Raw genomic sequence first — 24,099 nt, forward strand, 5'->3', positions numbered from 1 at the left:
ACGTGCAAGATTCTTTGGATATCTTCGCCGGAATCGATGTAAAGGACGAAAACGACCTGAACGATGCGGAAGGGGGAGCTGGAAAATTCATGGGGTCGGGCGGACATGAGATGGCATCGGTGTTATGGTCCGAAGAGATGGAGCAATGCTTCGTACGTCTCAGGCTGGGGGACGTGCGGCATCATCTGAAAGCGGCCGATGACCATTCGCTGATGGTAACGATTCCATCAGCAAATGGTGAATAGGGTCTATGAATCCACTCGGGTTATTCGACCAATTTCGACGGGGTCCAGTCGGATTTCATGAGGGTTTCGTAGTCGTCGACGCGTGAATTGTCGAGGCAGCACTGGATGATCCGTTTTCCGAGTGGATCGAGATCGGGTTCGAGGTATTCGCGCAGGGTCTTTTCGAAGAAGGTGCGCAGGATGCGGACGCCTTCGTCGTATGCGTCTTCACCGACTTCGGGTTGCGTTTCGACCTGCAGGAACCAGTGCGGGATCGTTGTGCCCTCGACGGTGAGTTCGTGCATGGCGTAGCCGAGAAGCGGGGTGCGCGAACGTATAAGTTGGTGCGAGCGGAAACGGGCCATGCCGCGGCGCGCGAGGTATTCGCGGGCGACCCATTGCGGCATGAAGCTGACTTCCCAACTGCCGATGTGCTGGTTTGGGCATAGGACATAGAGCGTCGCGGGCGTGTCCTGTATTTGGCGCAACAGGATGTTCGCGTGATCGACTTGCCGCCCCGTGGCGAAGGGCCAGTAGGAACCGACGCCTTCGCTGGACATGCCGCTGTCTCCGCCGATGATGCTGGGGTTGGCATGGCCGCGCGGCGCGACGAGCCGCCACAACCACGCGAGCGCAGGCGGCAGCAGGTGGAACAGGCCGATAATGCCGTAGCTGGGCTTGCGGAACGTGCACGGGGGGCACCGCACGCCGAGACTTCGAATGTCGACAGTGACCGCGCCGTCGACAATGTCGGGGATGATCTGTCGTGGAATTACGACGCGTGGATTGGGGCAGGGTTCGCCGGGTTTGTCCTCGATGTGTTCCCAGATGAGCGCGCGTCCCCTGGGGACGGCATCGATGTTGAGGAAGAGCAGCGGCTCGGACGGTTGCGCGGTGAGCCGTTCGAGCACGGGGTCGGTGGCGTATTCGCGAATGTGGTTGACGCGTACGAACCACGCGTTCTCGGCGTCCATGAGGCGCAACTTGCCGTCACCGCGCTGGAGCGAGGGGTGGCAGATGGCCATGTCGTCGGTGACGGGCCGGATTTCGCAGGCGCGGGGAATGGAGATGTGGCGGCGTTCCTTGGTGATGATGTTCTTGCCGAGCAGGAGGCGGCCGTCGCTTTCGCGGTGGACGTGTTCGAGCATTTCACTCTTGCCGCCGCCGCTGGCGCCTTCGTGCATGATGGTGACGACGTTGTCGTAGGGCGTGATGATTTGCGCGGTGGAACAGTGCGCGGTGGTCCAACCTTCCTTCTCGCCGAGGTTCAACAGGCTGCCGTAGACGCCTTTTTTCGCGCTGGGGCCGGGGTAGAGGTTGTAGGCGAAAATCTCGTGGAGCGATTCGAGGCGGTTGTGGACAACGATTTGCTTGCCGTCGAAATGCGTGTGGCGGAACGGCGGCGCGACATATATGACGAGGCTGGGTTCGAATGACTCGGGGAGTGCGTCGAAATCGACGATGCCCTGCAGCAGGGCGAGACCGAACGCAAAGAACGCGGCGTTCGCGGGCGCGAGGACGACTGCTTCGAGTCCGATCTCGGGCGAGCCGGCGTGGAACGCGAAAGTGATGAGGTCCTGTTGCTTCAGCCACGCGAACGTTTCTTCGCGCAAGGGGCCGAATTCCTTGCCATACATTTGCCTGTACGTCGGCTTGTCCGTGGGCAGGTCGTCGCCGAGGACCATGCTATCGCCGTCGCGGCGGCGCATGTAGGGTTCGGGATAGTTTGCGGAGATGCCGTTGCGTACGCGGGACACTGCTGCCTCGAGCGTGGGGCCTTTGCCCGGTACGTCGTATGTAACTTCGTAGTAATTGCTGCCGGGTCCGCCGCATGCGAGATCGATCAGGTCCGTGGCGGAACGCGCGACCGTCACGGTTTTGCATTGGCTGAGCACGGCGGCGGCATCGGTGGGTGGATTAAGTTTCTTCCAAGACATCGGTATGGCCTTCCGAATTGCGCGCGGGTGAAGGGTGGCCGTCGATTGGATCGACCCCCGGCCTGCGCTGGGTGGATCGGCCCCTTAGATGGGAGAAGGGCAAAAGTGCGGCGTGCAGCCGATCCGAAAAATTGCGTTAGTTTGCCAGAGTCTTGTAGAGCGAGGCAAGCTTTTCGGCGGAGGCCGCCCACGAGAAGGTCTCGGCGCGCGCGCGGCCGGCTGCGACGCGAGACGCGGCGGCGGCGGGATCCTCGAGTACGCCCGCGATGGCGCCGGCGATTGACGCGGAGTCGAGTGGATCGACGTAGACTGCTGTGTCACCGGCGACCTCGGGCAGGGCGGACGCGTTACTCGTGATAACGGGCGTGCGCGCGGCCATCGCTTCGAGGACGGGCAGGCCGAAGCCTTCATAGAGCGAGGGGTATACACAAACGCGCGCGCCGCGCAGGAGCAGCACAGCATCCGCTCGCGAAAGATAGCCGGGTCGAACGACGGAAGAGCCGAGCGATTCGATTGCGGCGATGGAGGGGGCGGAGCCCCAGCCGGTCGCACCGACGATGACGAGCTTGGGAATGCCGCTTTTCGATGCGCGCAGTTGGCGGTAGGCTTCGCAAAGCCGCACGAGATTTTTTCGCGGCTCGATCGTGCCGAGATGGATGATGTAGTCGTCCTCGATTCGGTGGGCCTGGCGCAATTCGTTGAGCCGGCGCGCGTCGAGCGCGACATCGAACTCGCCGGTATTCACGCCATTGTGAATGACATGGATGCGATCGGGAGGAATACGCAGGAGTTCGATCAGTTCGGACTTGCAGTGTTCCGAAACCGCGACGATGTGGTCCGCGTATTTCGCGGTGTGGCGCAGGAGCGTCTGCTGGACGTGTACCATGCGCGGCGTGTGGGTTTCCGGATGGCGAAACATGGACAGGTCGTGGACGGTGACGAGCTTGATGGCGCCGGACGTGGCGGGCGCCTGGTGGCAAAAGTTGTGCGCGATCCGGGCGGGGCCGGTAAACCACTCGATGGGTGGCCAGTTTAGCGTGGTCCAGGCGTAATACTTTGCGAGGCGCGCGTACGGAACATAAGACAAGGAACGCGCGTCGCCGATTTCCTTTTCGAGTGTCGCGCGACCGCCGCGCGCGCCAGCGGCGAAGAGGTGAAATCGCAGTTCGGGATCGTCGCGGGTGAATAGTGCGCGAAGCTGGTAGAGCGTGGCGTAGCCGATGCCGGTCAGGGGATTTTCCGCGGCGCAACTGACGTCGAGGGCTATGTCAATTGCAGGGGAAGGCAAGGGGATTGACCGATGCGAACGTGATCGGGATTGGCGCGGATAAAAGGACCTGAAGGACGAACAGGACCAAACGGACCTGTAGGGCTGAGGCGGCGAGGGGTATGCTGGATAGTTTCAAGAGTAACATGAGCACGAGCACGTAGAAGGGCTGTCTGGTGCGGATGCTCGGTTAATGGATTAGCGGTCAGAGTCATCGGGCGCGACACGGCGGAATGGCGTTGGACGGGGCAGATCGTACGCGGGTGGTTCGTCTTCGTCTTCTTCGTCCTCGATGTCCGGTTCACTTGCGGCGGATGCGGATTCGTCCGGTTGCGGGGCGTCGAGAAAGCCGAACATTTTCGCGGCCAGTTCGGCGGCGCGCATTTGGACTTCGTCGCCGTGGCCGTAAATCATCTTGTCGAACAGAAACCGTTTGAAGAAATCGCGATCTAAGGCGGGCGTGGGGCCGCGCAATATTGATTCCAGGCGATCGTTTGGATCGTTGCCGTTGTGCGGAGCGGGCAGGCCCCTGAAGTGGCCGTCCTGCGCGATGCCGAGCGGGGAGATTTTGCGCAGCGCGCCGAGACACATGGTTTGGCCCATTTGAATGTCGGCGTCGTGGGGCATCACGGCGGCGAGACTGTTGAAGATGACGAGCGCCTCCGAATAGCGCTTGGCGAAATAGAGGTCGACGCCTTCGGCGAAGCGTCGGCGAATGTCTTCCGGCGCGTCGCTTGCGGAGCCGCCGCCTGACCATCCGCGATCGGACGACGGCGCGGACGATCCCGAGCGCGAGGACGTCGCGCTGGTGCCCCGGTAGGGGGCCGCGTTGTCCTTCGAGATGTATATTGTCGCGCCGCAGGAGGGGCACAGGCCGGCCTTGCCGAGGGCGGAGTGCGGCACTTGAATGCGTTCACCGCACGAACATTGAACGACCAACCGCCTCATAGTATCGCTCCGATTCGCTACCGCCGTCCGAGGAAGCGCAAGAGCGCATCCACGAGCATTTTCTGTTCGTCCTGTTCATCGGCATTCACGACTTCCGGCGTAACCGGTTCGCCATTGCCGTCAACCGCCGGCGCATGTTTCCACAAATCGTCGTGCGTCGCCGCCATGGTGTGCTGAAGCTTGAGAGCTTCTTCCAGCGTTCCTACGCCACCGCCGTGCGCGCGCGCGGCTTCGAGCTCGCCGCTGAGCCGCTGGATTTCCTGCGCGCTGCGAGATACTTCGGAGACAGCCTGTTCGAGTTGCTGCGTAAGTTGGCGCGATTCCTGTTCGCGCACGCTCTTGTACTCGTCGGATTCGCGCCTCAGACGCTGAACTTCATTGCGCAGGGACTCGATTTCCGCGAGCATGTCGGCCCCGGTGCGGCCCGCTTTGTCGGATTCGGTGCGCAGCGCGGCAATTGTTTGCTCGTACTGGCCCGCTTGCGTGCGTGCCGCGGCGAGGTCCGCTTCCACCGCGGAGTTTGCAGTCCGCGCGTCCTCGAGCGCACGGCGCAGCGCCTCGATTTCTTCGAGCTTGCGCGCGGCCTCGGCGCGAAGCGATGCCAATTCGCTTTGGATGCGCTCCGCCGCGGACTTCGAGTCAAGCGCAAACGTTTCAACCTGCGCTTTTTCCGCCGCGCGCTTCTCGAGTTCGGCGCGCAGGGAGGCGACCTCCGATTCGTTCGCTGCATTCGCCGCCTGAATGTCCTGCATGGTGCGCGCGAGCGAATCGCGCTCTTCCACGGTCTGCGCGACCTGCGCTTGCAGCGCGGCGGCATCGGCTTCGAGTCGAGCGGCGCGTTCGCGCGCAGCGGCGGCCGCTGACTCGATCTCGTTTTTCTCCGCGAGATGTTTATTGAGTTCGGTGAGCAGCGAGGCCATGTCGGCCTCGGTGGCCGCTTTCGCCGCAAGCGCTTCTTCGGCGCGGCCCGCAAGTGTGTCGCGCTCGTCCACGGCGGAGGTGAGTTCGACGCGCAATGCGTCCAATTCCGCCTGGAAGCGGGCGGCGGCTTCCTGCGAGCCCACTGCGAGCGATTCGAATTCGCCCTTGTCCGCGGCCATTTTTTCCAGTTCGGCGCGAAGCGAAGCAAGCTCGATGTCGTAGCGGGCGGCGACTTGTTTCGCTTCGTTCGCGGCGAGCTGGAGCGATTCCTTTTCCGCTTTGTGAAGTTCGGCTTCCGCGCGAAGGGCGTTGGCCTGTCGTTCGAAGTCGTCCGCGTTCTCGCGATACAACTCGACGTTGTTGCGCAGTGTTTCGTTTTCGGCGGTGGCGCGCGCAAGTTCGGCCATGCGCGAGTCGAGTTCGTGCTGGAGCAGGCCGGCGGCGGCGGAGGACTTGCCCAGGCTGTCCTGAAGCGCAGTGCGCTCGCGGAGTAGTTGTTCGGACTCGGCTTCCTTGGCCGCCAAGTGCGCGCGCAATTCATTGATGTCGGTTTGGAATTGTTCGAACGTTGCGACACCCTGCTGCGCGCGGAGATCGAGTTCCTGTTTCGCGGCAAGTGCCTGTTCCCATTCGGCCGTACGGGATTCGAAGGCGAGTTGTAGTTCCTGAATGGCGCGGGAGCGCGATTCGAGTTCGCCGTCCAATCGCCCTTCACGCGCCCTGAAGTCGTTCACGTCCGCGAGCAAGCTCTCGACTTCGGACGTGCGGTGATCGAGCGCGGAGCGCAGTTCCCGTTCGCGTGCGTTGAGGCGGGCCACGGTATCTCGCAAGTGGCCGAGTTCGGCGTCCGCGGGGCCGAGGCGTTCCTGCGCCGCTGATGCTGCCTCGCGCATTTGGTCGAGTTCGCCTTGCAGCGCGTCGAGCGCGGCCCTTGTTTCGGCTTCGGCCTGACGCGTCGCGGCCAATTCCGCCTGCGCGGAATCGGCTTTGCGTACTGCTTCGGCGAGGGCGGCGTCGCGGTCTCGCAGTGTTGCGCTGAGGCCTGCGACCTGGAAGTCCAGATCGTCCGACTTGTCTTCTTTTTCTTGCAGTGCGGATTCCAGGCCGGCAAGCGACGTCTTCAGTGCTTCGATTTCGTTGGCGCGCGCCGACACGTCGTCCAATAGCGATTCGATGCGCGCTTCGCGTGCAGCGAGTTGTGCGCGCAATTCGTCGGCGGCGACGTTGGCCTGTTCGTGGGCGCTGCTCGCTTGAGCAAGCGCGGCCTTTATGGACGCGAGCGCGCCATCGCGGTTGGCAGCTTCCATCTGCAGCGAGGCGATCTGTTCGTCTCGCGCGGCGAGTTGGGTGCGGATGTCGTCGAGCGCGGCCTTTGTTTCTTCGTGGCTTGCAACGAGAGGCTGCCACTTGGCGCGTTCCGCTTCGGATTCGAACGCGGCGGCCTCGACCTGGCGCGAGGCCTCGTCGAGGCGCGCATTCAGTCGCTGGATTTCGGAATCGCGATCCGCGTCGCGTGCCTGCCATTGCGCGAGTTCGGTGGTAGCGGCCTCGAGGCGCTGTTCGCGTTGGATGAGATAGGTGCGCGTCTCTTCGAGTTCCGCCTGCGCTTTGGTCAGATCGTCCAACAGACCGCGCAACTTTTGCCGCTCGGCCTGGACTTCCGTTTCGGCCTCGCGGCATTGCTGCAAGGCGAGGTCGCGCTCAAAGGTAAGTTGTTGAACGTTCCCGGATGTCTCGTCGATGCGCGTCTGCCATTGCCCGGACTCGGCGCGCAGCAGGGCCAGTTCCTCGTCGCGTTTCGCGACGAGCGACAGCGCTTCATCGAACGCGACCTTCAATTGTTCGCCGGTTGCCTGCGCGGACTGGGCGGCGAGCTTGGCAGCTTCGTACTCGGAGGCCAGACCGGCCTGGCGCGTCACGGTTTCTTCGAGCGATGCGGTGAGGTCGCGGATTTCGGTCAGGCGCGCTTCGTGCATCGTGTTGGCGGCGGCGAGCTCTGCCGCGAGCCGGTCAATCTCGGCTTCACGCTCCTTGACGCGATTGGTGGCCTTTTCGAGCGCGCGATGGAGCGACCACGCGCGCTGGCTGGCGGCTTCGGCCTGCGCCTTGAGCCCCTCGATTTCCTGGCTATGTTCGTCCAGTGCAATTTCCGTGAGCACGGGCGCGCCGGGCGATTCGGACTGGACTGCTTCGGCCCGCTGCCGTACGTCAGCCAACTCGTATCGGACGCGCTGCAATTCCGAGTCGCGCTCCCCGAGTTGAGACTGGAGCAAATGAAGTTCCTGCTCGATCGCGGCGCGCTTGTCTTCTTGTTCCTTAAGGCGCTGGCGACTGTCTACGAGCGTTTGGGAAATGTCGGCGTAGTCGTGCGCGAGCCGGTCGCGCTCTTCGGCGGCTTTGCGCAGGGTGGAGGTCTCGAAATATGCGGCTTCGAATTCCGCTTCGCGCTCCCGGAGCGCCTTACGCAATTGTTCCGAGGCCTGCAGGGCGGTTTGTTCGTGCTGGAGGAGATCGGCGATGCGCTGGTCGCGTTCTGCGATGGCGGATTCGAAATGTTGAGTTGCGGCAGCGGCGGCCGCTTCGTTGGCTTGTTGTTGCGCTTCGGCAAGGGATTCGGTCAAGAGTTGCACTTCGCGATCACGTTCGGCGAGGGCGGTTAGTGCGGCGTCGAGATCGCGCGCCATCGCCTCCGGCAGTTCGTTTGCCCGACCCGCACTGGGCGCTTGCTGGAAGACGGATTGCTTGAGCGCGGCGATTTCGTCGCGCGCGGCGGAGCATTCGGACGTCAACCGATCGATATCGCCGTCTTTTTGCGAGACCAGACCCTGGAGTTTGCGAATCGCTTCGGCCGACGCCCCGTCGTGTCCGGCTGTCGACGCCGGCTCCGATTCGAGATCGTTGAGCGTCTTTCGCAGCGATTCGTTTTCCTGGCGCGCGGCGCTGAGTTCGCCGATGAGACGGGAGATTTCGGCCGCGCTTTCCTGCAGCAGCTTGACGGCGTCGCTGCGCTGTTGGGTGAGGCGTTCGACCTCGCCCGCGGCCTCCGCAACCGAAGCGCGCAATTCCTCACGGGCAGCGGGCTGAATGTGTTTGAGGTCCATCGGTTCGCCGGGACGGCGCAAGTTCCACTCGAGGGGGCGGCCCGTGATGTCGGGAATGGGTTCGCGAACGGGCACGGCGGCTCCGGAGGGGTGCAACGACGCGCCAAGACCGGCGAGCGGCGCGCTGATGGCGACGGTGGCAGCGGAGGAGACACCGGGCTTCGCGAGCGGCTGAGGGCGGGGAACGGTGGAGATTCGGCGGCATTTACGGCACCACGCACTTCTTCCCGCGTGGTCGTCTTCCACGCTGATGGAGTTACTGCAATTGGGGCACTCGAAAACGATCATGCCAACCGCAATCCTAAGGACTGCCTTCCCAAACCCTTGGCAGGCACACGCTGCGCAGGCAGTATAACACCACGGCGCACATTTCGCATTCAAGTCGCGAGAGGGGCGCACCACAATCGATGGGCGTATCGGATGCGTTAGCCGCAAGATAGAGGGTTGTCGCCCAGGAATTCGACTGTCGCTCCGGTTATCGATACGATTGCGTAGAAAATCCGCCGGTATAAGGAATATTGCAGGCAGATGCAGACCGCACCAATTGCGTATCTTTCGAGCGAGTATCCCGCGATCTCGCAGACTTTCATTTTCCGTGAAGTGGAGTCCTTGCGCAGGCACGGCTTCACGGTGAAGACGGCATCGATTCGAGCGCCCGGAAACGTCGATATAATGACCGCGGAAGAGCAGGCGGACGCGAAGAGCACGTTGTGTATCAAGGACTGCGGCATCGCTCGGTTGGCGGCGGCGCATGCCGCGCTGAAGTTAACAGCATTTTTTGCGTATATGCGGATGTTTTCGTATGCGCTGTCGTTGTGGACGAATGGGCCGGTGCCGTTAATCAAGGCGATGGCGTATTTTGCGGAGGCGGGGGTGCTGGTGCACTGGATGCGCCGGGAGGGGATACGACATGTGCACGTGCATTTTGCGAATCCCGCCGCGACGGTGGCGCTGATCGGCGCGTCGAGCGGGTTGATTGAGTTCAGCCTGAGCGTTCATGGTCCGGATGAGTTTTACAACATCAACCAGGACCTAATTCCGGAGAAGGTGCGCAAGGCGGTGTTCGCGCGGTGCATTAGTTTTTATTGCCGCAGTCAGCTTGAACGGGTGACCGAATACAAGGATTGGGACAAGTTTCACATCGTGCGCTGCGGCATCGATGTGTCGAAGTATGCGGTGCGGCCGGAGCCGAGTAATGCGGTAGCCGAAATTCTATGTGTGGGGCGGCTAGTGCCAGCGAAGGGTCAACACTTGCTCGTCAGGGCGTGCCATGCGCTGAAGGAACGGGGCGTGGCGTTTCACGCGACGCTTGTCGGCGCGGGGCCGGACCGGGAATCGATCGAGGCGCTGGCAAAGTCGCTCGGTATCGCGGATTGTGTGGCGTTCGCTGGCCCGGTGGGCCAAGGTGACATCCATTCGTATTACGACAAAGCGGACATTTTCGCGTTGCCGAGTTTCGCGGAGGGGTTGCCGGTCGTGTTGATGGAGGCAATGGGGAAGGGGATACCGTGCGTGACGACAGCGATTACCGGGATTCCGGAACTGGTGATCGATGGCGTGAATGGGTTACTCGCGCCCGCATCGGATTGGGAAGCGTTGGCCGACCGGCTGCAACGGCTGATCGAGGACCCGGCGTTGCGCAAAAAACTGAGCGCCGCCGCACGGGAAATCGTGGAGCGGGATTACGACGTGCAGCGGAATTGCGAGGGAATGGCCGAGGTGTTTCGGCGGCATCTTGCAGGGAAGCAGGAACGGGTCGATTTTGGAGTGCGGTAGTAGCGCTACCGCTTTGGCTCGCCTTGCACGGCGATTTGGAAAGCGCTCGAGTCCGTTGATACACGACTCCAGCTCCGCCGGGAGTGGAAGCGGTAGTGCCGTCCACCTTCGCTATGCTGCGGTGGACTCTACTACCGCACTCCATATTCTGCCCTTGCGCGGTTTGGGGCAGCGTCGCTACAATCGGTGCGCGGTTGAAGTAGGTGCATGTGTCTTTCCTCACGGGTGCAACCGGAAGTGTGCGCGTATGGCAAACATCGACGTACCGGTCTGGGAAAACGACGGCAAGAAAGTCTTGCATCGCGGGCGGCCAGTGCGTGGGGCCGATCCGAAAACCTTCGAAGTCTTGCTGGGCAACTACGCGCGCGATGCGAAGAGCGTTTTCTTCCACTCGATTCAATCAAAACAGATCGATCGCGATACCTTCCGTCCGCTGAACGCCAACTTCTGTATCGATGCGACACAGGCGTTTTTCGTCGTCACGCCGATCAAAGACGCCGACCCGAAAACATTTCGCGTGTTGGATTCTTCGCTGGTTTTTTTCTCGATGGGATCGTTTATTTCCTCGGGTTACGCGGCTGATGCGAATTCCGTTTGGCATGCGTCGTCACAGGGAATTCGGCGCATCAAAAAGGCGGAACCCGTGACGTTTTTTTCTCTTGGGAACAACTACGGCTGCGATCGCGAGCGGGTCTACTTTTATGCGACTCCCATTCATGGCGCGGATCGCGTTACCTGGCGGCATTGGGCAGGCCTATTGAGCATCGATAAGAACAACGTGTATTTCACCAGCAAAAAAATTGAGGGTGTCGACCGGCCCTCCATCTGGCTACTCACCGCGACGGATTCCTTTATGGACCGGCACCGAATTTACATCAGCAATCGCGCCGTGACACCCGAAGAATATCTCGAATGGCTGAAGTCTGTCGATGAGAAATGTGCGTGGGAGCGCGAACAAATACACAGCGGCGCCATGTTCGAACGTATTAAAAGCCAACACCCTGACGGGATTTAAGGAGGCGAAACATGCCGGGCTGGTTTGGCGAACGGCACGAAAATGGTCGGCGTATGGGCCAATAAACGCTGCCCTGAATATTCTGGGCGTGCGCAGGAGATTTCTGGGCGATCGCTTTTCTGCGCTCGGGCTCGGCCGATTCCGGTTTTACGAGGATTTAATCGCGGAGGCCGAACGCCAGGCCACAATTGCCTAGAACGGCAGTTCGCCGCCGTCGCCGCCGTCGTCGGTCTCGCGCTTCTTGCTCTTGCGGATTTTGGGACCGGTGTCGCCCTCGGGGTTGTCTTCGTCGAAGGGTTGGGCTTCGAGAGTACCGTCGGCATTCTTGGTGAGGATTTCGATCTTCTTCTCTGCGTCGGCGAGGGCCTTCTCGCAGCGCTTGGCGAGTTTGATGCCTTCTTCGAAGCGTTTGAGGGCATCGTCGAGCGGGAGTTCGCCTTCTTCGAGGGCGGCGACGATTTCCTCGAGCTTTTCCAGGTCCTTCTCAAACTTCTGCTCAGCCATTCGACGGTTCCTCTGCGATGCGATCGACGGTGACGTTCGCGCTGCCGCGCCCGAAACGGACCTCCAGTTTATCGTTTGGCGCGAGCTGTTGCACGTCGCGAACCAGTTTGCGGCTGGGAAGCTTCCACGCGAGCGCGTAGCCTCGCGACAAGACCGCGAGCGGGCTGAGCGCGTCGAGTTGCGCGACTAGGGGCTGGAACCTTCCGCGCGCGTTCGAGACGGCGACGTGGGCGGCGTTGACGATGCGCTGCACCTTCGTTCCCAGTTCGAGCCGTGCCGCGTGGATACGTTGTCCCGGGGACAACAGCACGAGCGAGCGAGCCGCGCGATCGAGCCGCCGCCGCAACAGGCGGATACGGTCTTCGACGCGGTCTTCGATGCGCATGCGGAGTTCGTCGACCCGCTGCCGGCGCTGGCGGACCAGTTCTTCGGGACGGCGAAAAACGTAGCTCGACATGGCCAGCGAGAGACGCGACTTGGTGCGCTCCAGTTGGCGCGCGAGCGACTTGCCCATGCGCGCGCCCAGTAGGCGCACTTGCTCGACGAGCGCTTCCTGTTCCTGCACTACCAGTTCCGCCGCGGCAGACGGCGTCGGCGCGCGAAGGTCGGCGGCGAAATCGGCGAGCGTGAAATCGATCTCGTGTCCGACGGCGGAGATGATTGGCGTCTTCGCGTTGTAAATTGCGCGCACGACGATCTCCTCGTTGAACGGCCACAGGTCCTCGAGCGAGCCGCCGCCACGCCCGACAATCATCACGTCCACACCATAGCCGTCAAGCGCTTTGATCCCCGCGACAATCTCCTGCGCGGCCTCTTCGCCCTGCACACGCGCGGGATAGATGAGGATGTGGACGTGCGCGAACCGCCGGTTGATGACGTTGAGGATGTCGCGGATCGCCGCGCCCGTCGGCGATGTAACGATCCCGATGCGGCGGGGGAGGAGGGGCAACGGCTTCTTGTGCTCCTCGTCGAACAGCCCTTCTTCACCGAGTTTTTTCTTGAGCTGCTCAAACGCGAGTTGCAGCGCGCCCACCCCTTTGGGGTGCATCTCCTCGCAGACGATCTGATAGTTGCCGCGTTTTTCGTAGACGGTGACCAAACCCATCACCACCACTTCGAGCCCGCTATCGGGCCGGAACTGCAGCTTCATCATCCGCCCGCGAAACATGACGGCGTCAATCTGGCTCTCGGCGTCCTTCAACGTGAAGTACGCGTGCCCGGCCGGCGACACGCGCCAATTGGAGATTTCACCGGAGACCCACACGTTGCCGACCTGCGTCTCCAGCAGGTCCTTCACTCGCCGTGTGAGTTGCGCGACGGAGAGTATTTCGGGTTTCTCGATAGACATTAGGACGGGTCGGCGTACGGATTTACCTGCCTGAGCCCCGGAATGTTCTTGAAGTCAGCGATATTGCGGGTGGCGAGTTCCATGTCGTGTACGAGGGCTGTGCCCGCAACGATGGCATCCGCCAAACCCATGAGTCGCTGTTGCCGCATCTGAATGGCGCGATCGATGACACTCTCCGTCAGGTCCAGCGATTTGAGTGACAACAATAGATCGCGCAATCGCTGCTTTGAGGTCTCAGACATATCGCGGAATCCGGGATAACCCAGAACCCCGATCCGGGTCACACTTGCGATTGCGATGCCTCTTGAAGCAATGAAATCCTTGCACAGGGTATCGGATGGATGGACCGCATAGATCAGGATGTTGCTGTCGCAGAGCACAATCTATTCTATGTCCGGCAGAGGTCTGTCCTGTCTTTGCTTGCGCTGCCATGCGACAGGATCAGGAACAATCTTTGCGACCTCCCCGAGTTCCCGGAGTTCATCGAGCGCGGCGCGGCGCACCGCGAGTATCTCAGGCGCTGGAACCGGAATCTTCTGGCGTGGCTCAATGGCCGCACACAATGTGGCCGTGATAGCGACTTTGCCGTGGCGCAACGACTCCGGCAGCGGGACGTGCAGGGTGCCGTCCTCGTCTGGCTCGATAATGGCGTTGATCGTTTCCATACAAGTAACCCTATCATACGTTCAGCGCGTGTCTAAACTATGCAGAGTACGATCGACATTTCCACCCATTTGTCGCGCCCAGTGGTTGAAATCATCTCACCCATACTTGGCGTGGCAGTCTTTCGACGTCATCTTCGGCGCTTTGATGAGGCCGCTGGCGAGTTTTTCGCCTTCGGGATCGAGATAGAGGCGGCCGGTGGGGATGGTGATGTCCGAGGCGTAACCGTCGAAATGCGCATTGAAGATGTAGCCGGTCTCCGACGTGCAGCGGAACCAGTGGACGTTGTCTTTGTGGTCAGAGATTGTGGAGACGCCGCCCGCCGCGAATTGATTGTCAATCGTCGGCTTAATGACGTAGTGGTCGTCGGCAGTCTCGAGTTTGTCGTAGTGGCGGCCGTGGAACGCGCCTTCGAGCACGATGAAGCCGGTGCACATGTTGCTGTGGCCGTGGGGGACGATAGCGCGATCTTTTTTGAGACAGAAGATTTGGCGGCCGAAGTTGAGTTCTTTCGGAAGACCTTCGACATGGCTGAGATCGAAGGACGCGCTGAACGCGCCGTTTGCAGGGATGTCTACGCGTTCCTTGATACCGGAGAGGTCAACGCATTTCATGAGTTCGGTCAGGTCAACCTTGCGGAAGAGTCCCTCCATTTTCGCCTGGAACTCGGTGTCCTTGAGCTTCTGTCCATGCAAGTCTTCGCCAATGGCATATAGATCGTTGAACCATCGATCAATGATGGGTTTGACGGATTCGGCGAAGAGGTTCTGGGTCCAGAGCATGTCGAGGAGTCCATAGGCCAGGACGGAGTTGATCATACTGCCGGTGAATTCGCGGCGGGTGACGTTCATTGGCACAACCTTTAATTTGCGAGAGTACCTTTTTCTTTGCAAAAAGAAAAAGGTACTCTCGCGCTCTCCCCAAAAAGAAACGGACGTACAGATTCGCCCGGCGCGGAGGCCGGGCGCTACGAAGTCAATTCGCGACGCTCACTATCATATCGCAATACAGACCGCTTTCGTTTCCGTGTAGTTCTCGAGGACGTCGTGGCCCATTTCGCGGCCCCAGCCGGACTGTTTATACCCGCCAAACGGAAGCGCGGCGTCGAAGACGTTGTAGCAATTGATCCAGACGGTGCCGGCGCGGAGTTTGGCGGCGGCGCGGTGGGCCTTCGAGATGTCGCGGGTCCAGATGCCGCCGGCGAGGCCGTAGACCGTGTCGTTGGCGACGGGGGCGATGTCGTCTTCGCTTTTGAACGGCATTGCGGTGACGACGGGGCCGAAGATTTCTTCCTGGACGATTTTCATTTTCTGGTTGGTGTTCACGAGCACGGTGGGTTCGACGAAGTAGCCGCCATTGCCCATGCGCTTGCCGCCGCAAACGGCCTTGGCGCCTTCAGCGATGCCGGAGTCGAGATAGCCGGATACGCGGTTGAGTTGTTCTTCGGACACGAGCGGGCCCATCTGCGTGTCGGGCGAGAAGCCGTCGCCGACCTTGATGCTGCGCGCGGCGCCCGCGACACCATTGACTACGTCGTCGAAGATGTCGTCCTCGACGTAGAGACGCGAGCCGGCGCAGCAGCATTGGCCGTGGTTGAAGAAGATGGCATTGGCCGCGCCCTGGATGGCGAGTTCGACGTCCGAGTCGCTGAATACGATGTTCGGCGATTTGCCGCCGAGTTCCAGCGAGACCTTTTTGAGGTCTTTCGCGGCGGCTTCGACGATAAGTTTGCCGACCTCGGTCGAGCCGGTGAACGCGATCTTGTCGATGCCCGGATGTTGCGCGAGCGCGGCGCCCGCAGTTTCTCCGAAGCCGGTTACGATGTTGACGACGCCGTCTGGAAAGCCCGCTTCGCAAATCAGTTTGCCGAGCAGCAGCGCGGAGAGCGGCGTTTGCTCGGCGGGTTTGAGCACGACGGTGCAGCCCGCGGCGAGCGCGGGGCCGAGTTTCCACGCGGCCATCAGGAGCGGGAAATTCCACGGAATGATTTGGCCGACGACGCCAACCGGTTCGCGCGCGGTGTATGCAAAGAACTTCGCGCCGGGCGCGTACGGGACGGAGATGGGAATCGTGTTACCCTCGATCTTCGTCGCCCAGCCGGCCATATACCGGAACAGATCAGCCGCGAGCGGGACATCGGCGACGCGCGCGACGGAAAGGGGTTTGCCGTTGTCGAGCGACTCGAGCTGCGCGAATTCTTCGAGGTGCTGTTCGATGAGGTCGCCGAGTTTCCATATCAGTCTGCCGCGGTCGGACGGCGTCATCGCCGGCCACGGCCCGCTTTCAAACGCGGCGCGCGCAGATTTCACGGCGGCGTCGATGTCCTGAACGTCACCCGATGCGACGTGGGCGAGGACTTCGCCTGTGGCAGGATTGAAGACTTCGAAGGTCCGGTCGGAAACAGCGTCGACCCATTTGCCGTTGATGAGCATCTGTCGCCTTTCGGCAACGAACGATTTGACGGTCGGAAGAATGGTAGGAAGTGTTGCGGTAGCCATTGTCTATCTCCCGGAGCGGCTCGCGCCGCATGAGACTGTGTCCGGCGTTGCGCCAGGACGTTTGCACCAAGACTCCTGAATCCAGTTTAACGCAAGACGGGGCAGAAGTGAAAGGGAAGGGGAGGGGGAAAACAAGCAGGACTGTCGGAATGGCAGGCGTGAATGCGCACACGTGCAATGATTCGGACCCGCGACAGGGCGGACAAATGAGGTGCGCCGACCGGGATGGGGCGCTTGCTTGGTTGACTAGCCGGACTTCATCGGCACGACCAATAATCCCGCGCCAACGATGATGGCGGCGATGCCCACCCACTGGGGCACGGTGACGGTTTTCTTTTCCTTGACCTGAAACTCTAGCGGCCCAAGCTGCGCCTCGTGTGTCGATTCGGTGTAGCTGAAGGTGTCATATACAAGGCCCAGTATACCCGCGGCGATGAGCAGCACGCCGATGACTTTGATGAGCGTTTTGGGTGTCATGCCACAGTCCAGTTGTTTCCTGTCGGTAACCTACATGCTTTTCCGTCTATTCATTCCCGCCATTCGCACGATCAGGCCTATGCATCGGGTCGAACAATTGAACCCCGAAGGCTTGGGCAGCAGCGGCGACCGATTTGTCGAGCGTAGCCAGAGGCACGTTTTCTCGCGTTGCCAAGTCGATGTAGGCGGAATCGTAAGCGGAAAACCCAGTCTGTTTCGCTATAGCCAAAGTATTGGACATACCATCGGCGGTTTCGGGCGGGACGATCTCGATTGGCAACCTGGCCACGAGGGATAAGAATGCGACAGAGTCCTCCGCCGTCAACCGGGCACGCCGTTCACCTACGACTAAGACATTCGCTACTTCGAAATACCAGATCGCAGGTACTCTCGCCTGAGTGTGTTGAAGCGCATCCTGTACCGAGGACGCGTAGTCATTGAACTCGTCGCTGAAACACCATGCCATCGTGACGGAACAATCGAGAACAAATCCCGTCACAGACGCCTTCCTTCCTCGATCATCTCTCGGATAGTGCTGCCGCCGGTCGTGTGTCGACTGCAGAAAACCCGCAATTCGGCGATGGCAGATGCAATGGCATCGGCACTTTGGATGCTCACGTCAGCTCGAACGAGTTTTGCCACGGCGGCGCCCTTTTCTTCGATCGTAATCTCTTCTCCGTGAGCAACCCGCTCTAATAGTTCCGGCAAGTTGGATTGGGCCTCAGTCGCGCTTACAACGATCACGGGGCGTCCTCCGGCTACACGTCGTCAGTGCGAGGGGATCATACCACGGTCGCCATCTCGGACTTCGCGTACTTTGCTTCCACATACGCGTCGATAATCTGCCGAAACTCGACGGCCAATTGGTCGGGCGTACCGGTCAGGGTCTTGAATTTCTGGCCGTCGACGTAGACCGGGCAGCTTGGCGCCTCGCCGGTACCTGGCAAGGAGATGCCGATGTTCGCGGCCTTGGATTCGCCGGGGCCGTTGACGACGCAGCCCATCACGGCGAGTTTTAGTTCTTCGAAGCCGTGGTACTTCTGTTTCCACTCCGGCATCTTGTCGCGGACGTAGGCTTGCGTCTGTTCAGCCAGCTCCTGGAAGACCGTGCTGGTCGTGCGGCCGCAGCCTGGGCACGCCGTGATGCTCGGCGCGAACGAGCGCAGGCCAAGCGATTGGAGGATTTCGCACGCCGCGTATACTTCTTCGCACCGGTCGCCGCCGGGCCGCGGCGTGAGCGATACGCGAATCGTGTCGCCGATGCCTTCGGATAGCAGCACGCCCAATACCGATGCGGACCACGCAACGCCCTTGATACCCATTCCGGCCTCGGTAAGGCCGAGATGCAACGGCTGGTCAGTCTTTGACGAAAGGTCGCGGTACACCTCGATGAGGTGCAGTGGCGTCGAGCTCTTGCACGAAATGATGATCTGGTCTTGCCGCAGGCCGCATTCCAGCGCGAGGTCCGTCGATTGCAGCGCGGAAATGACCATGCACTCGTTGATGATTTCCTCTGAATCAAGGCCGAGATCGCGGTCGGTGTTCTCTTGCATCTTCCGCATCACGAGTTCTTGATTGAGCGATCCGACGTTTACGCCGATACGGACGGGCTTGTTGTTGTCGACGGCAACTTTGCAGATGGTTGAGAATTGGATGTCCCGCTTTGAGCCGCGCCCCACGTTGCCAGGGTTGATGCGGTACTTGTCGAGCGCCGCGGCGCAATCGGGGTGGTCCGTCAGCAGCTTGTGGCCGTTGAAATGGAAGTCGCCGATAATCGGCGCGGTTACGCCCGCGTCGCGCACGCGCCGGCGAATTTCGGGGACGGCCGCGGCGGCTTCATCGGTGTTGACGGTGATCCGAACCAATTCCGACCCGGCGTTGGCGAGCGCGGTGATCTGATCGGCGGTCGCCTTCGCGTCGGAAGTCTCCGTGTTTGTCATCGACTGGACAACAACGGGCGCGCCGCCGCCAACCTGTACGTCGCCGACAATGACGGCGCGCGTATGTCGTCTAGGGGCGAGAATCATTTGACGGACTCTGACATTGTGCGATGGAAGCGTTACAAAGGCATATCTTGACACGTCGCCATCATATCAAATTGACATTCATCCGTGCGAAGCGGACTTTACAGATAGCGGGCGGCGGTCAATCAAAATAAGCCAGAAATGGGCATAGCGCGAAAGCCGCAAACAATCCAAAGAGAGTCACCATGCCTGCGCGCGGCAAGACGTCTTCAGGATTCTTACGAAATGATGTAGCGACCCCGATCACCGTCGCTGACGCGCTAACAGAGCAGGAAGCAGTCCACATTTGCACCGGACTACAGAACGATGCAATTAACAGCACAAGATTTGCCAGCAACATCGACCATACCATGCTCGGCACTTTTCGGTCGGCGGTCAACATTTCGGCTCCTCTAGGCATACGTGCTGGAAGATACTCGACATTAGACCGGTTTGCCAGCAGTTTGAAGTCCCAGCAATTTCGCCTGCATGGACTCCAGCACGTAATCGCGGAAGAATTTGCTAGCCTCCAGGATTTCGATTCCTATTAGCTCGCCTTTCTCGTTGAGTTCTGCGGTGACGTTCGGGAATAGCTCGATACTTTGCATCTCCGGATCTTCCGACAATACAAGGAGCAGAACATCCTCCTTGTCGAAGTATTCCATATGAAATTCACTCATGAACGAACCTCCCAAAACGAAGCCGCTCATTTATTTGTTGGCGTGTCGTTTCGTGGACTGTAACCGGTATCATTTCCTCACCGTGCCGTTCGTAGGCGACGAGCACCAACAAACCGCGGATTCGGCCGATTGCGATTCGACGGCCTGTAATTGTGTCCCTATATCGCTCCCCAGAGTATCGCACGACTTCCTCGATTCCAGCAAGCGCGAAACCGCGAAGCTGGGACTTTCGAAGCATGTAGCGGGTCCAGGTAATCATCGCGTACGTGCGTTGTGCTTATCCTGAGCGCAACCCCTGCATTTTCAGCTTTAGGTCGCGTGGGCTGGTGGAGTTGAAGATGGCGGTTTCGGCGGAGACGCGGCCGGATTTCCAAAGGTCGAAGAGGGCCTGATCAAAGGTCTGCATGCCGTATTGTTCCTGGCCTTCTTCGATGAGTTTGGTGATTTCCTTGAAGCTCTTTGCCTGATCGATAAAATCGCGCACGGTTCGGTTGCCGATCAGGATTTCCGCGGCGACGCAACGGCCTTGCCCCTCCTTTAAGGGCAGCAGGCGTTGAGAAATGACGGCGCGAAGGACGCTCGCGAGTTGCTTGCGAATCTGAAGTTGCTGGTGCGGCTCGAAGAAGTCGAGAATTCGGTTGAGCGTTTCGATCGCGTCGACGGTGTGCAGCGTCGAGAAGACGAGGTGGCCGGTCTCGGCGGACGCGATAGCGGTGCGCACGGTTTCGGCGTCGCGCATTTCGCCGATGAGGATTACATCGGGGTCCTGGCGCAGCGCGCCGCGGAGCGCGTTCGCGAACGAGAGCGTGTCGTGGCCAACTTCGCGCTGCGTGATGATGGCGGTCTTGTCCTGGTGGAGGAATTCGACGGGGTCTTCGACGGTGACAACGTGCACGGGACGCTTCTCGTTGATCTCGTTGATGATTGCGGCGAGGGTCGTGGATTTACCGCTGCCGGTGACGCCGGTGACGAGCACGAGACCGTTCATATTCAGACAGACTTTGTGCAACACCTGCGGCAGGCCGAGTTCGTCGATGGTCTTGATTTGCATGGGAATCAGACGGAGCACGATGCGCGTGTCGCCGTCGTCGCGGCACACGTTCACGCGAAACCGCGCCTTTTCCTCGAACATGTACGAGATGTCGAGTTCCATTACCTTCTTGTATTTTTCGACGTCGGTGGGCTTGGCGATGTTCACGAGCATGCCCATGATGTCGTCTTCGTTGAGAATGACGCCGGATTGCCGCACGAGGTCGCCGTCCACTCGGAACACGGGTGGGTTGCCGGTCTTCAGGTGAATGTCCGATGCCCGATTTTCGATGGCCTGGTGCATCAGCTCGTGGATGTGCATGAATCGGTCCCCGCGATTGTAGCTTGGTCAAATCTCCTGTCGTGGGTAATCCTAACGAGTCGCGCGTGTGCGAGCAAGAATGACGAGGCAACGTGGGAGCGAGGCCGTTGGGAAGTGCGGGCGCAGGACGCGTACCGTACGATTTAGAGAAAGGACAAAACGTCGTCGAAGCGTTCGGCGAAATGTGTGCAGAGGGCCCGGGTACCGCTTTCGTTGATGTTTCCGCCGGCGACGCCGATGGGAGCGAAGCCCGCGAGACGGATTGAGCATACGCCCGCGCCGCTGTCTTCGATTCCGACGACGTGGTGGCGCTGCGCGAAGTCGATGCCGAGTCCGACGCGCGCGGCTTCGGCATAGAGCCAGGGATGCGGCTTGGGAGACAATTCGCCGAGCGTGCCTACTTCGCCTTTGCGGATGGCGAAGCCGGCAGTGACTATCGCGTCGTAGAATTCCTTGGGGTCACCGAGGTCAAGTGTTTGAAACGCAGAGACGATTTCCGGCCACGCCTTTTGATACAGACCGGAGGTGACGAGGCCGATCTTGATGTTGCGGGCTTTGAGTTCGAGGAGGAATTCCTTCAGTCCGGGGGTCGGAGTGAATGCGCCTTCTTTACCGCGGCCTTCGAGTATGGCTTGCATCTCGCGATCGGTGTGCTCGAAGTAGAACCGGCGCGCGTTTTCCACGGTCAATCCCGGGCAGTACTTATCGATGCAGTACTGGAGGTGTTCGGAAACACTGTGGCCGGAGACGTGGGGGAGATCGGATTCTTCCAGTTCAAACCGCGGGTTTCCCAGCAAGCTGGCGATGCTGAGCTGGATAATCCAAACCCAAAACGACTCGCTATGGACGCTTGTGCCGTCGAGGTCCATGAGTACCGCGCGGACGGGCGTATCGATGCGGACGGGGTAGACGGGGTAGTAGGCGGGGTAGCCGAGCGCGGACTTTACGTACGCGATGGTCCGGTCCGCGAACGCAATGAATTCGACCTTGCGATCGCCGGTCGCGGCGATCGTTGTGACACCGTCATTTCCAGTGACGAACAATCCGTCGCTGCAGCGCTGTAACGGGACCATGCCGGAATCCGCGGCGCACGGACCGATACCGGGTAGCACAATCGGGTTCGACACGTGGAAGCGCTTTACGTCGAGACGGCCAGTGCGGAGGTCACTGCGGTCACCAATTCTTGCACCTGTGCCGAGGACGGCAGGTATTGCGTAACGCCCGCGTGCATTGCCTCGTTCCGGTCGTTTTGTGAACCGCCGAACAAGATTATGGGCAGGTTTTCGAATGCGGGAATTGCGCGAATCGACTTTACTGCATCGAGTCCGCGAAACGGCATAGGTTCCGCGTGCATTAGAAGGAGTGACGGCGAACTCGCGCGCAACCAGAAGAAGCCGTCAATCAAGTTGGGAGCGGAGGTCACGTCGTAGCCCTGGGATGCCAGAGCCTGTTTGAGCGGGGCCGCCTGCGCGAGGTCGGGGTAAATCAGCAGAATTCGATTCGAAAGCTGTGAGCCAATGCGGAGGTTCGCTGCGGAGGTCGCGACGAAGAAATCGATAGCGTAGCGCACATCATCCGCAATGTCGACGAACTTGCAGCCGAGCCATGCGCCGCCAGGGAAGGCGCCGACGGCGCAGGTTTCCGCCTTTGCAGCGATCGGAGACGCGTTGCCGGGAAGAACGAACTCGATGGTGACGTTCGTGTGTTGCGGCAATGGCCGATCAAGCGCGACACGGCAGCCGCCCGCACTCATGTCGTGGATTTCACCTTCCAGTGGGAGTCCGGTCTCAACCTGCACTTTGCATGGGATGTGGACGTGGACGCGTTGGTGTTTGCGCACGCGCGTCATTGTTACAGCGTGGGGCCACGCGACCTTCACGTAGCTGAAGTGGCTGCCGCTGCCGAGGTCGATCATTGTCGCATCGAGGCCGCAGGCATCGCCGTCAGCGAGGAAGCGCAGCTTGCACGGATCGCCTACGCGTGGACCGACACCCAGTCCGGATTCGTCCGGGATATCGAGCAGCACATAGGAACCACGCTGCCATCCACGGATAATCGCGCGGGCGGACCGTTCGCCGCCGCGCCACGCAGTGATGGAAAGGACGGCGGGCCGGCCCACTTCGAGGCAGCGTTCTATGTCGTCCAAATCCGGCAAAACTTGTCCCAATCATCGTGCGAACGTAAACCCATCGGTGTGACGACGGGACACCTCGTTCGACTACTGTTTCTTTGGGCCGCCGGCGCGATTGACCGTTTTGGATTGGCTGAGCGCGAGGTCGGGCTTGTCGGAGATAATGCCGTCGACTCCCCACGCGACGAGCCGTTTCATGTCTTCGAGTTCGTTCACGGTGTAGGTGCTCACGGTAAGCCCGGCTTCCTGGAGCGATTCGAGGCGGCCTTCGGTGAGCGCCTGGAAGTTCGGGTTGAACCCGTGGACGCGCATCAGGAAGGCCCAACGCTCGCACTCTTCCCAGGTCATCTCGCTGTCCTGATCCACGTGGGCCAGGAGTTCGACGCGGAGTTCCGGCGCTTCGGCGCGGACAAAGCCGCACACGAGCGGCGAGAACGATTGAATAGTCACGTGCTTGCGCATGATCTTTCGCCGCACGAGATTGATGACCTTGCGCGCGAGGACGAGATTTTGCGTCTCGTCCTTTTCCGCCATTTCGATAAGGTCGCGGTAGAATGCGTCGTCGGCCTCCTTCAACCCTTCAGCGCGTTGCAGCACGTTCGCGAGGAGTTCCGAGTCGTCGTCGCAGCTCTTGATTTCGACGTAGACGCCGATTTTGTACTTTGCGTAGTCGAGGCATTGCCCGAGCGTGGGAATCCGTTCGCCCGCGAACTCAGGCGCTTTCCACGCGCCGGCGTCGAGTTGTTTCAGATCGTAGAGTTTCAGGTCGCGGACATAGCCCGTGCCGTTCGTGGTGCGGTTCACGGTTTCGTCGTGCATGACGACGACTTCGCCGTCGTTCGACAGGCGGACGTCAAGCTCGAACCAGTCGGCGTTCGCCTCCTCCGCCTTCATGAACGAGGCCATGGTGTTTTCCGGCGCATAGGCAGCGGCGCCGCGGTGGCCGATGACCGCAATGGCGCCGTGGGGCACGCGGCCCACATGGCGAGCACAACCCGGCATAACGATTAACCCCAGCGTAACAACGGCGAGTGCCTTCTTCATCGTGTGTTCCCTCCGTCGCCGCGAGTGTAGCGCACTGGGTTTGAAGGACACAAGACCTTGTCATATTTCGGGCGGATCGCACGAACATTTGAACACGAACTGCGGCGTGTCGAGAATGTGCGCGAGACCACCGGCGTTCGAGGAAACCCAATTTGGACGGTAACACCAGTACCGGGAGTTCACCGCCCCCGGTCCCATCGGCTGCGGCGAG

23 protein-coding genes are annotated in these 24,099 nt (G+C 60.5%); 3 read left to right on the forward strand and 20 right to left on the reverse strand.

What is annotated here, in order from left to right; translation table 11 throughout:
* The first annotated feature begins 2 nt into the window (after positions 1 to 2).
* Complete coding sequence (locus HUU46_16455; GenBank protein NUM55238.1) at positions 3 to 245, forward strand: hypothetical protein; 243 nt, start codon at positions 3 to 5, stop codon at positions 243 to 245.
* 20 nt (positions 246 to 265) lie between these two features.
* Here the strand turns inward: HUU46_16455 and HUU46_16460 are convergent, their stop codons facing one another.
* The 4 genes from HUU46_16460 to HUU46_16475 all read right to left on the reverse strand — a co-directional run bounded on the left by HUU46_16460 (position 266) and on the right by HUU46_16475 (position 8,686).
* The gene (locus HUU46_16460; GenBank protein NUM55239.1) at positions 266 to 2,161 is read right to left on the reverse strand and encodes a DUF4914 family protein; all 1,896 of its coding nucleotides are present in this window, start codon (positions 2,159 to 2,161) and stop codon (positions 266 to 268) included.
* Positions 2,162 to 2,297: 136 nt separating this feature from the next.
* A complete protein-coding gene (locus tag HUU46_16465; GenBank protein NUM55240.1) occupies positions 2,298 to 3,449 on the reverse strand; it encodes a glycosyltransferase family 4 protein in 1,152 nt (383 codons plus the stop codon).
* A gap of 177 nt (positions 3,450 to 3,626) precedes the next feature.
* Entirely contained in the window at positions 3,627 to 4,376 is a 750-nt protein-coding gene (locus HUU46_16470) for a hypothetical protein (protein NUM55241.1), read from the reverse strand.
* Positions 4,377 to 4,393: 17 nt separating this feature from the next.
* Positions 4,394 to 8,686, reverse strand: coding sequence for a hypothetical protein (locus tag HUU46_16475; protein ID NUM55242.1), 4,293 nt, complete (start codon positions 8,684 to 8,686; stop codon positions 4,394 to 4,396).
* Between the two features lie 240 nt (positions 8,687 to 8,926).
* On the opposite strand from HUU46_16475, the gene HUU46_16480 reads away from it, so the two are divergent.
* Both HUU46_16480 and HUU46_16485 read left to right on the forward strand, forming a co-directional pair.
* Complete coding sequence (locus tag HUU46_16480) at positions 8,927 to 10,174, forward strand: glycosyltransferase family 4 protein (GenBank protein NUM55243.1); 1,248 nt, start codon at positions 8,927 to 8,929, stop codon at positions 10,172 to 10,174.
* Between the two features lie 247 nt (positions 10,175 to 10,421).
* Positions 10,422 to 11,189: a DKNYY domain-containing protein gene (locus HUU46_16485; protein ID NUM55244.1), complete on the forward strand. Its 768-nt coding sequence runs from the start codon at positions 10,422 to 10,424 to the stop codon at positions 11,187 to 11,189.
* A gap of 192 nt (positions 11,190 to 11,381) precedes the next feature.
* Here the strand turns inward: HUU46_16485 and HUU46_16490 are convergent, their stop codons facing one another.
* The 16 genes from HUU46_16490 to HUU46_16565 form a co-directional block, all read right to left on the reverse strand.
* Complete coding sequence (locus HUU46_16490; protein NUM55245.1) at positions 11,382 to 11,693, reverse strand: exodeoxyribonuclease VII small subunit; 312 nt, start codon at positions 11,691 to 11,693, stop codon at positions 11,382 to 11,384.
* Entirely contained in the window at positions 11,686 to 13,041 is a 1,356-nt protein-coding gene (locus HUU46_16495) for an exodeoxyribonuclease VII large subunit (GenBank protein NUM55246.1), read from the reverse strand. The genes HUU46_16490 and HUU46_16495 overlap by 8 nt, the downstream gene beginning before the upstream one ends.
* A complete protein-coding gene (locus HUU46_16500) occupies positions 13,041 to 13,421 on the reverse strand; it encodes a type II toxin-antitoxin system VapC family toxin (GenBank protein NUM55247.1) in 381 nt (126 codons plus the stop codon). Before HUU46_16500 ends, HUU46_16495 begins: the two co-directional genes overlap by 1 nt.
* A 3-nt stretch (positions 13,422 to 13,424) precedes the next feature.
* A complete protein-coding gene (locus tag HUU46_16505; protein NUM55248.1) occupies positions 13,425 to 13,706 on the reverse strand; it encodes a hypothetical protein in 282 nt (93 codons plus the stop codon).
* A gap of 96 nt (positions 13,707 to 13,802) precedes the next feature.
* Positions 13,803 to 14,555, reverse strand: a complete 753-nt coding sequence (locus HUU46_16510; GenBank protein NUM55249.1) for a hypothetical protein — start codon at positions 14,553 to 14,555, stop codon at positions 13,803 to 13,805.
* A gap of 144 nt (positions 14,556 to 14,699) precedes the next feature.
* A complete protein-coding gene (locus HUU46_16515; protein NUM55250.1) occupies positions 14,700 to 16,202 on the reverse strand; it encodes an aldehyde dehydrogenase family protein in 1,503 nt (500 codons plus the stop codon).
* 246 nt (positions 16,203 to 16,448) lie between these two features.
* Positions 16,449 to 16,679 (reverse strand): hypothetical protein, encoded by a 231-nt coding sequence (locus HUU46_16520; protein ID NUM55251.1) that lies wholly within the window; start codon positions 16,677 to 16,679, stop codon positions 16,449 to 16,451.
* 46 nt (positions 16,680 to 16,725) lie between these two features.
* The gene (locus tag HUU46_16525) at positions 16,726 to 17,178 is read right to left on the reverse strand and encodes a type II toxin-antitoxin system VapC family toxin (protein ID NUM55252.1); all 453 of its coding nucleotides are present in this window, start codon (positions 17,176 to 17,178) and stop codon (positions 16,726 to 16,728) included.
* Complete coding sequence (locus HUU46_16530; GenBank protein ID NUM55253.1) at positions 17,175 to 17,423, reverse strand: type II toxin-antitoxin system prevent-host-death family antitoxin; 249 nt, start codon at positions 17,421 to 17,423, stop codon at positions 17,175 to 17,177. The genes HUU46_16525 and HUU46_16530 overlap by 4 nt, the downstream gene beginning before the upstream one ends.
* A 38-nt stretch (positions 17,424 to 17,461) precedes the next feature.
* Positions 17,462 to 18,706: a flavodoxin-dependent (E)-4-hydroxy-3-methylbut-2-enyl-diphosphate synthase gene (gene ispG / locus HUU46_16535; GenBank protein ID NUM55254.1), complete on the reverse strand. Its 1,245-nt coding sequence runs from the start codon at positions 18,704 to 18,706 to the stop codon at positions 17,462 to 17,464.
* A 118-nt stretch (positions 18,707 to 18,824) separates the two neighbouring features.
* A complete protein-coding gene (locus tag HUU46_16540) occupies positions 18,825 to 19,085 on the reverse strand; it encodes a hypothetical protein (GenBank protein NUM55255.1) in 261 nt (86 codons plus the stop codon).
* Positions 19,086 to 19,125: 40 nt separating this feature from the next.
* A complete protein-coding gene (locus HUU46_16545; protein ID NUM55256.1) occupies positions 19,126 to 19,362 on the reverse strand; it encodes a DUF2283 domain-containing protein in 237 nt (78 codons plus the stop codon).
* 277 nt (positions 19,363 to 19,639) lie between these two features.
* Positions 19,640 to 20,713, reverse strand: a complete 1,074-nt coding sequence (locus HUU46_16550) for a PilT/PilU family type 4a pilus ATPase (protein ID NUM55257.1) — start codon at positions 20,711 to 20,713, stop codon at positions 19,640 to 19,642.
* 143 nt (positions 20,714 to 20,856) lie between these two features.
* Positions 20,857 to 21,786: an HAD family phosphatase gene (locus HUU46_16555; GenBank protein ID NUM55258.1), complete on the reverse strand. Its 930-nt coding sequence runs from the start codon at positions 21,784 to 21,786 to the stop codon at positions 20,857 to 20,859.
* 65 nt (positions 21,787 to 21,851) lie between these two features.
* Complete coding sequence (locus HUU46_16560) at positions 21,852 to 22,859, reverse strand: PilZ domain-containing protein (protein NUM55259.1); 1,008 nt, start codon at positions 22,857 to 22,859, stop codon at positions 21,852 to 21,854.
* A gap of 72 nt (positions 22,860 to 22,931) precedes the next feature.
* The gene (locus HUU46_16565) at positions 22,932 to 23,888 is read right to left on the reverse strand and encodes a hypothetical protein (GenBank protein ID NUM55260.1); all 957 of its coding nucleotides are present in this window, start codon (positions 23,886 to 23,888) and stop codon (positions 22,932 to 22,934) included.
* Between the last annotated feature and the right edge of the window lie 211 nt (positions 23,889 to 24,099).

It is taken from the genome of Candidatus Hydrogenedentota bacterium (assembly GCA_013359265.1).
In the GTDB taxonomy this organism is placed as follows: Bacteria; Hydrogenedentota; Hydrogenedentia; order Hydrogenedentales; family SLHB01; genus JABWCD01.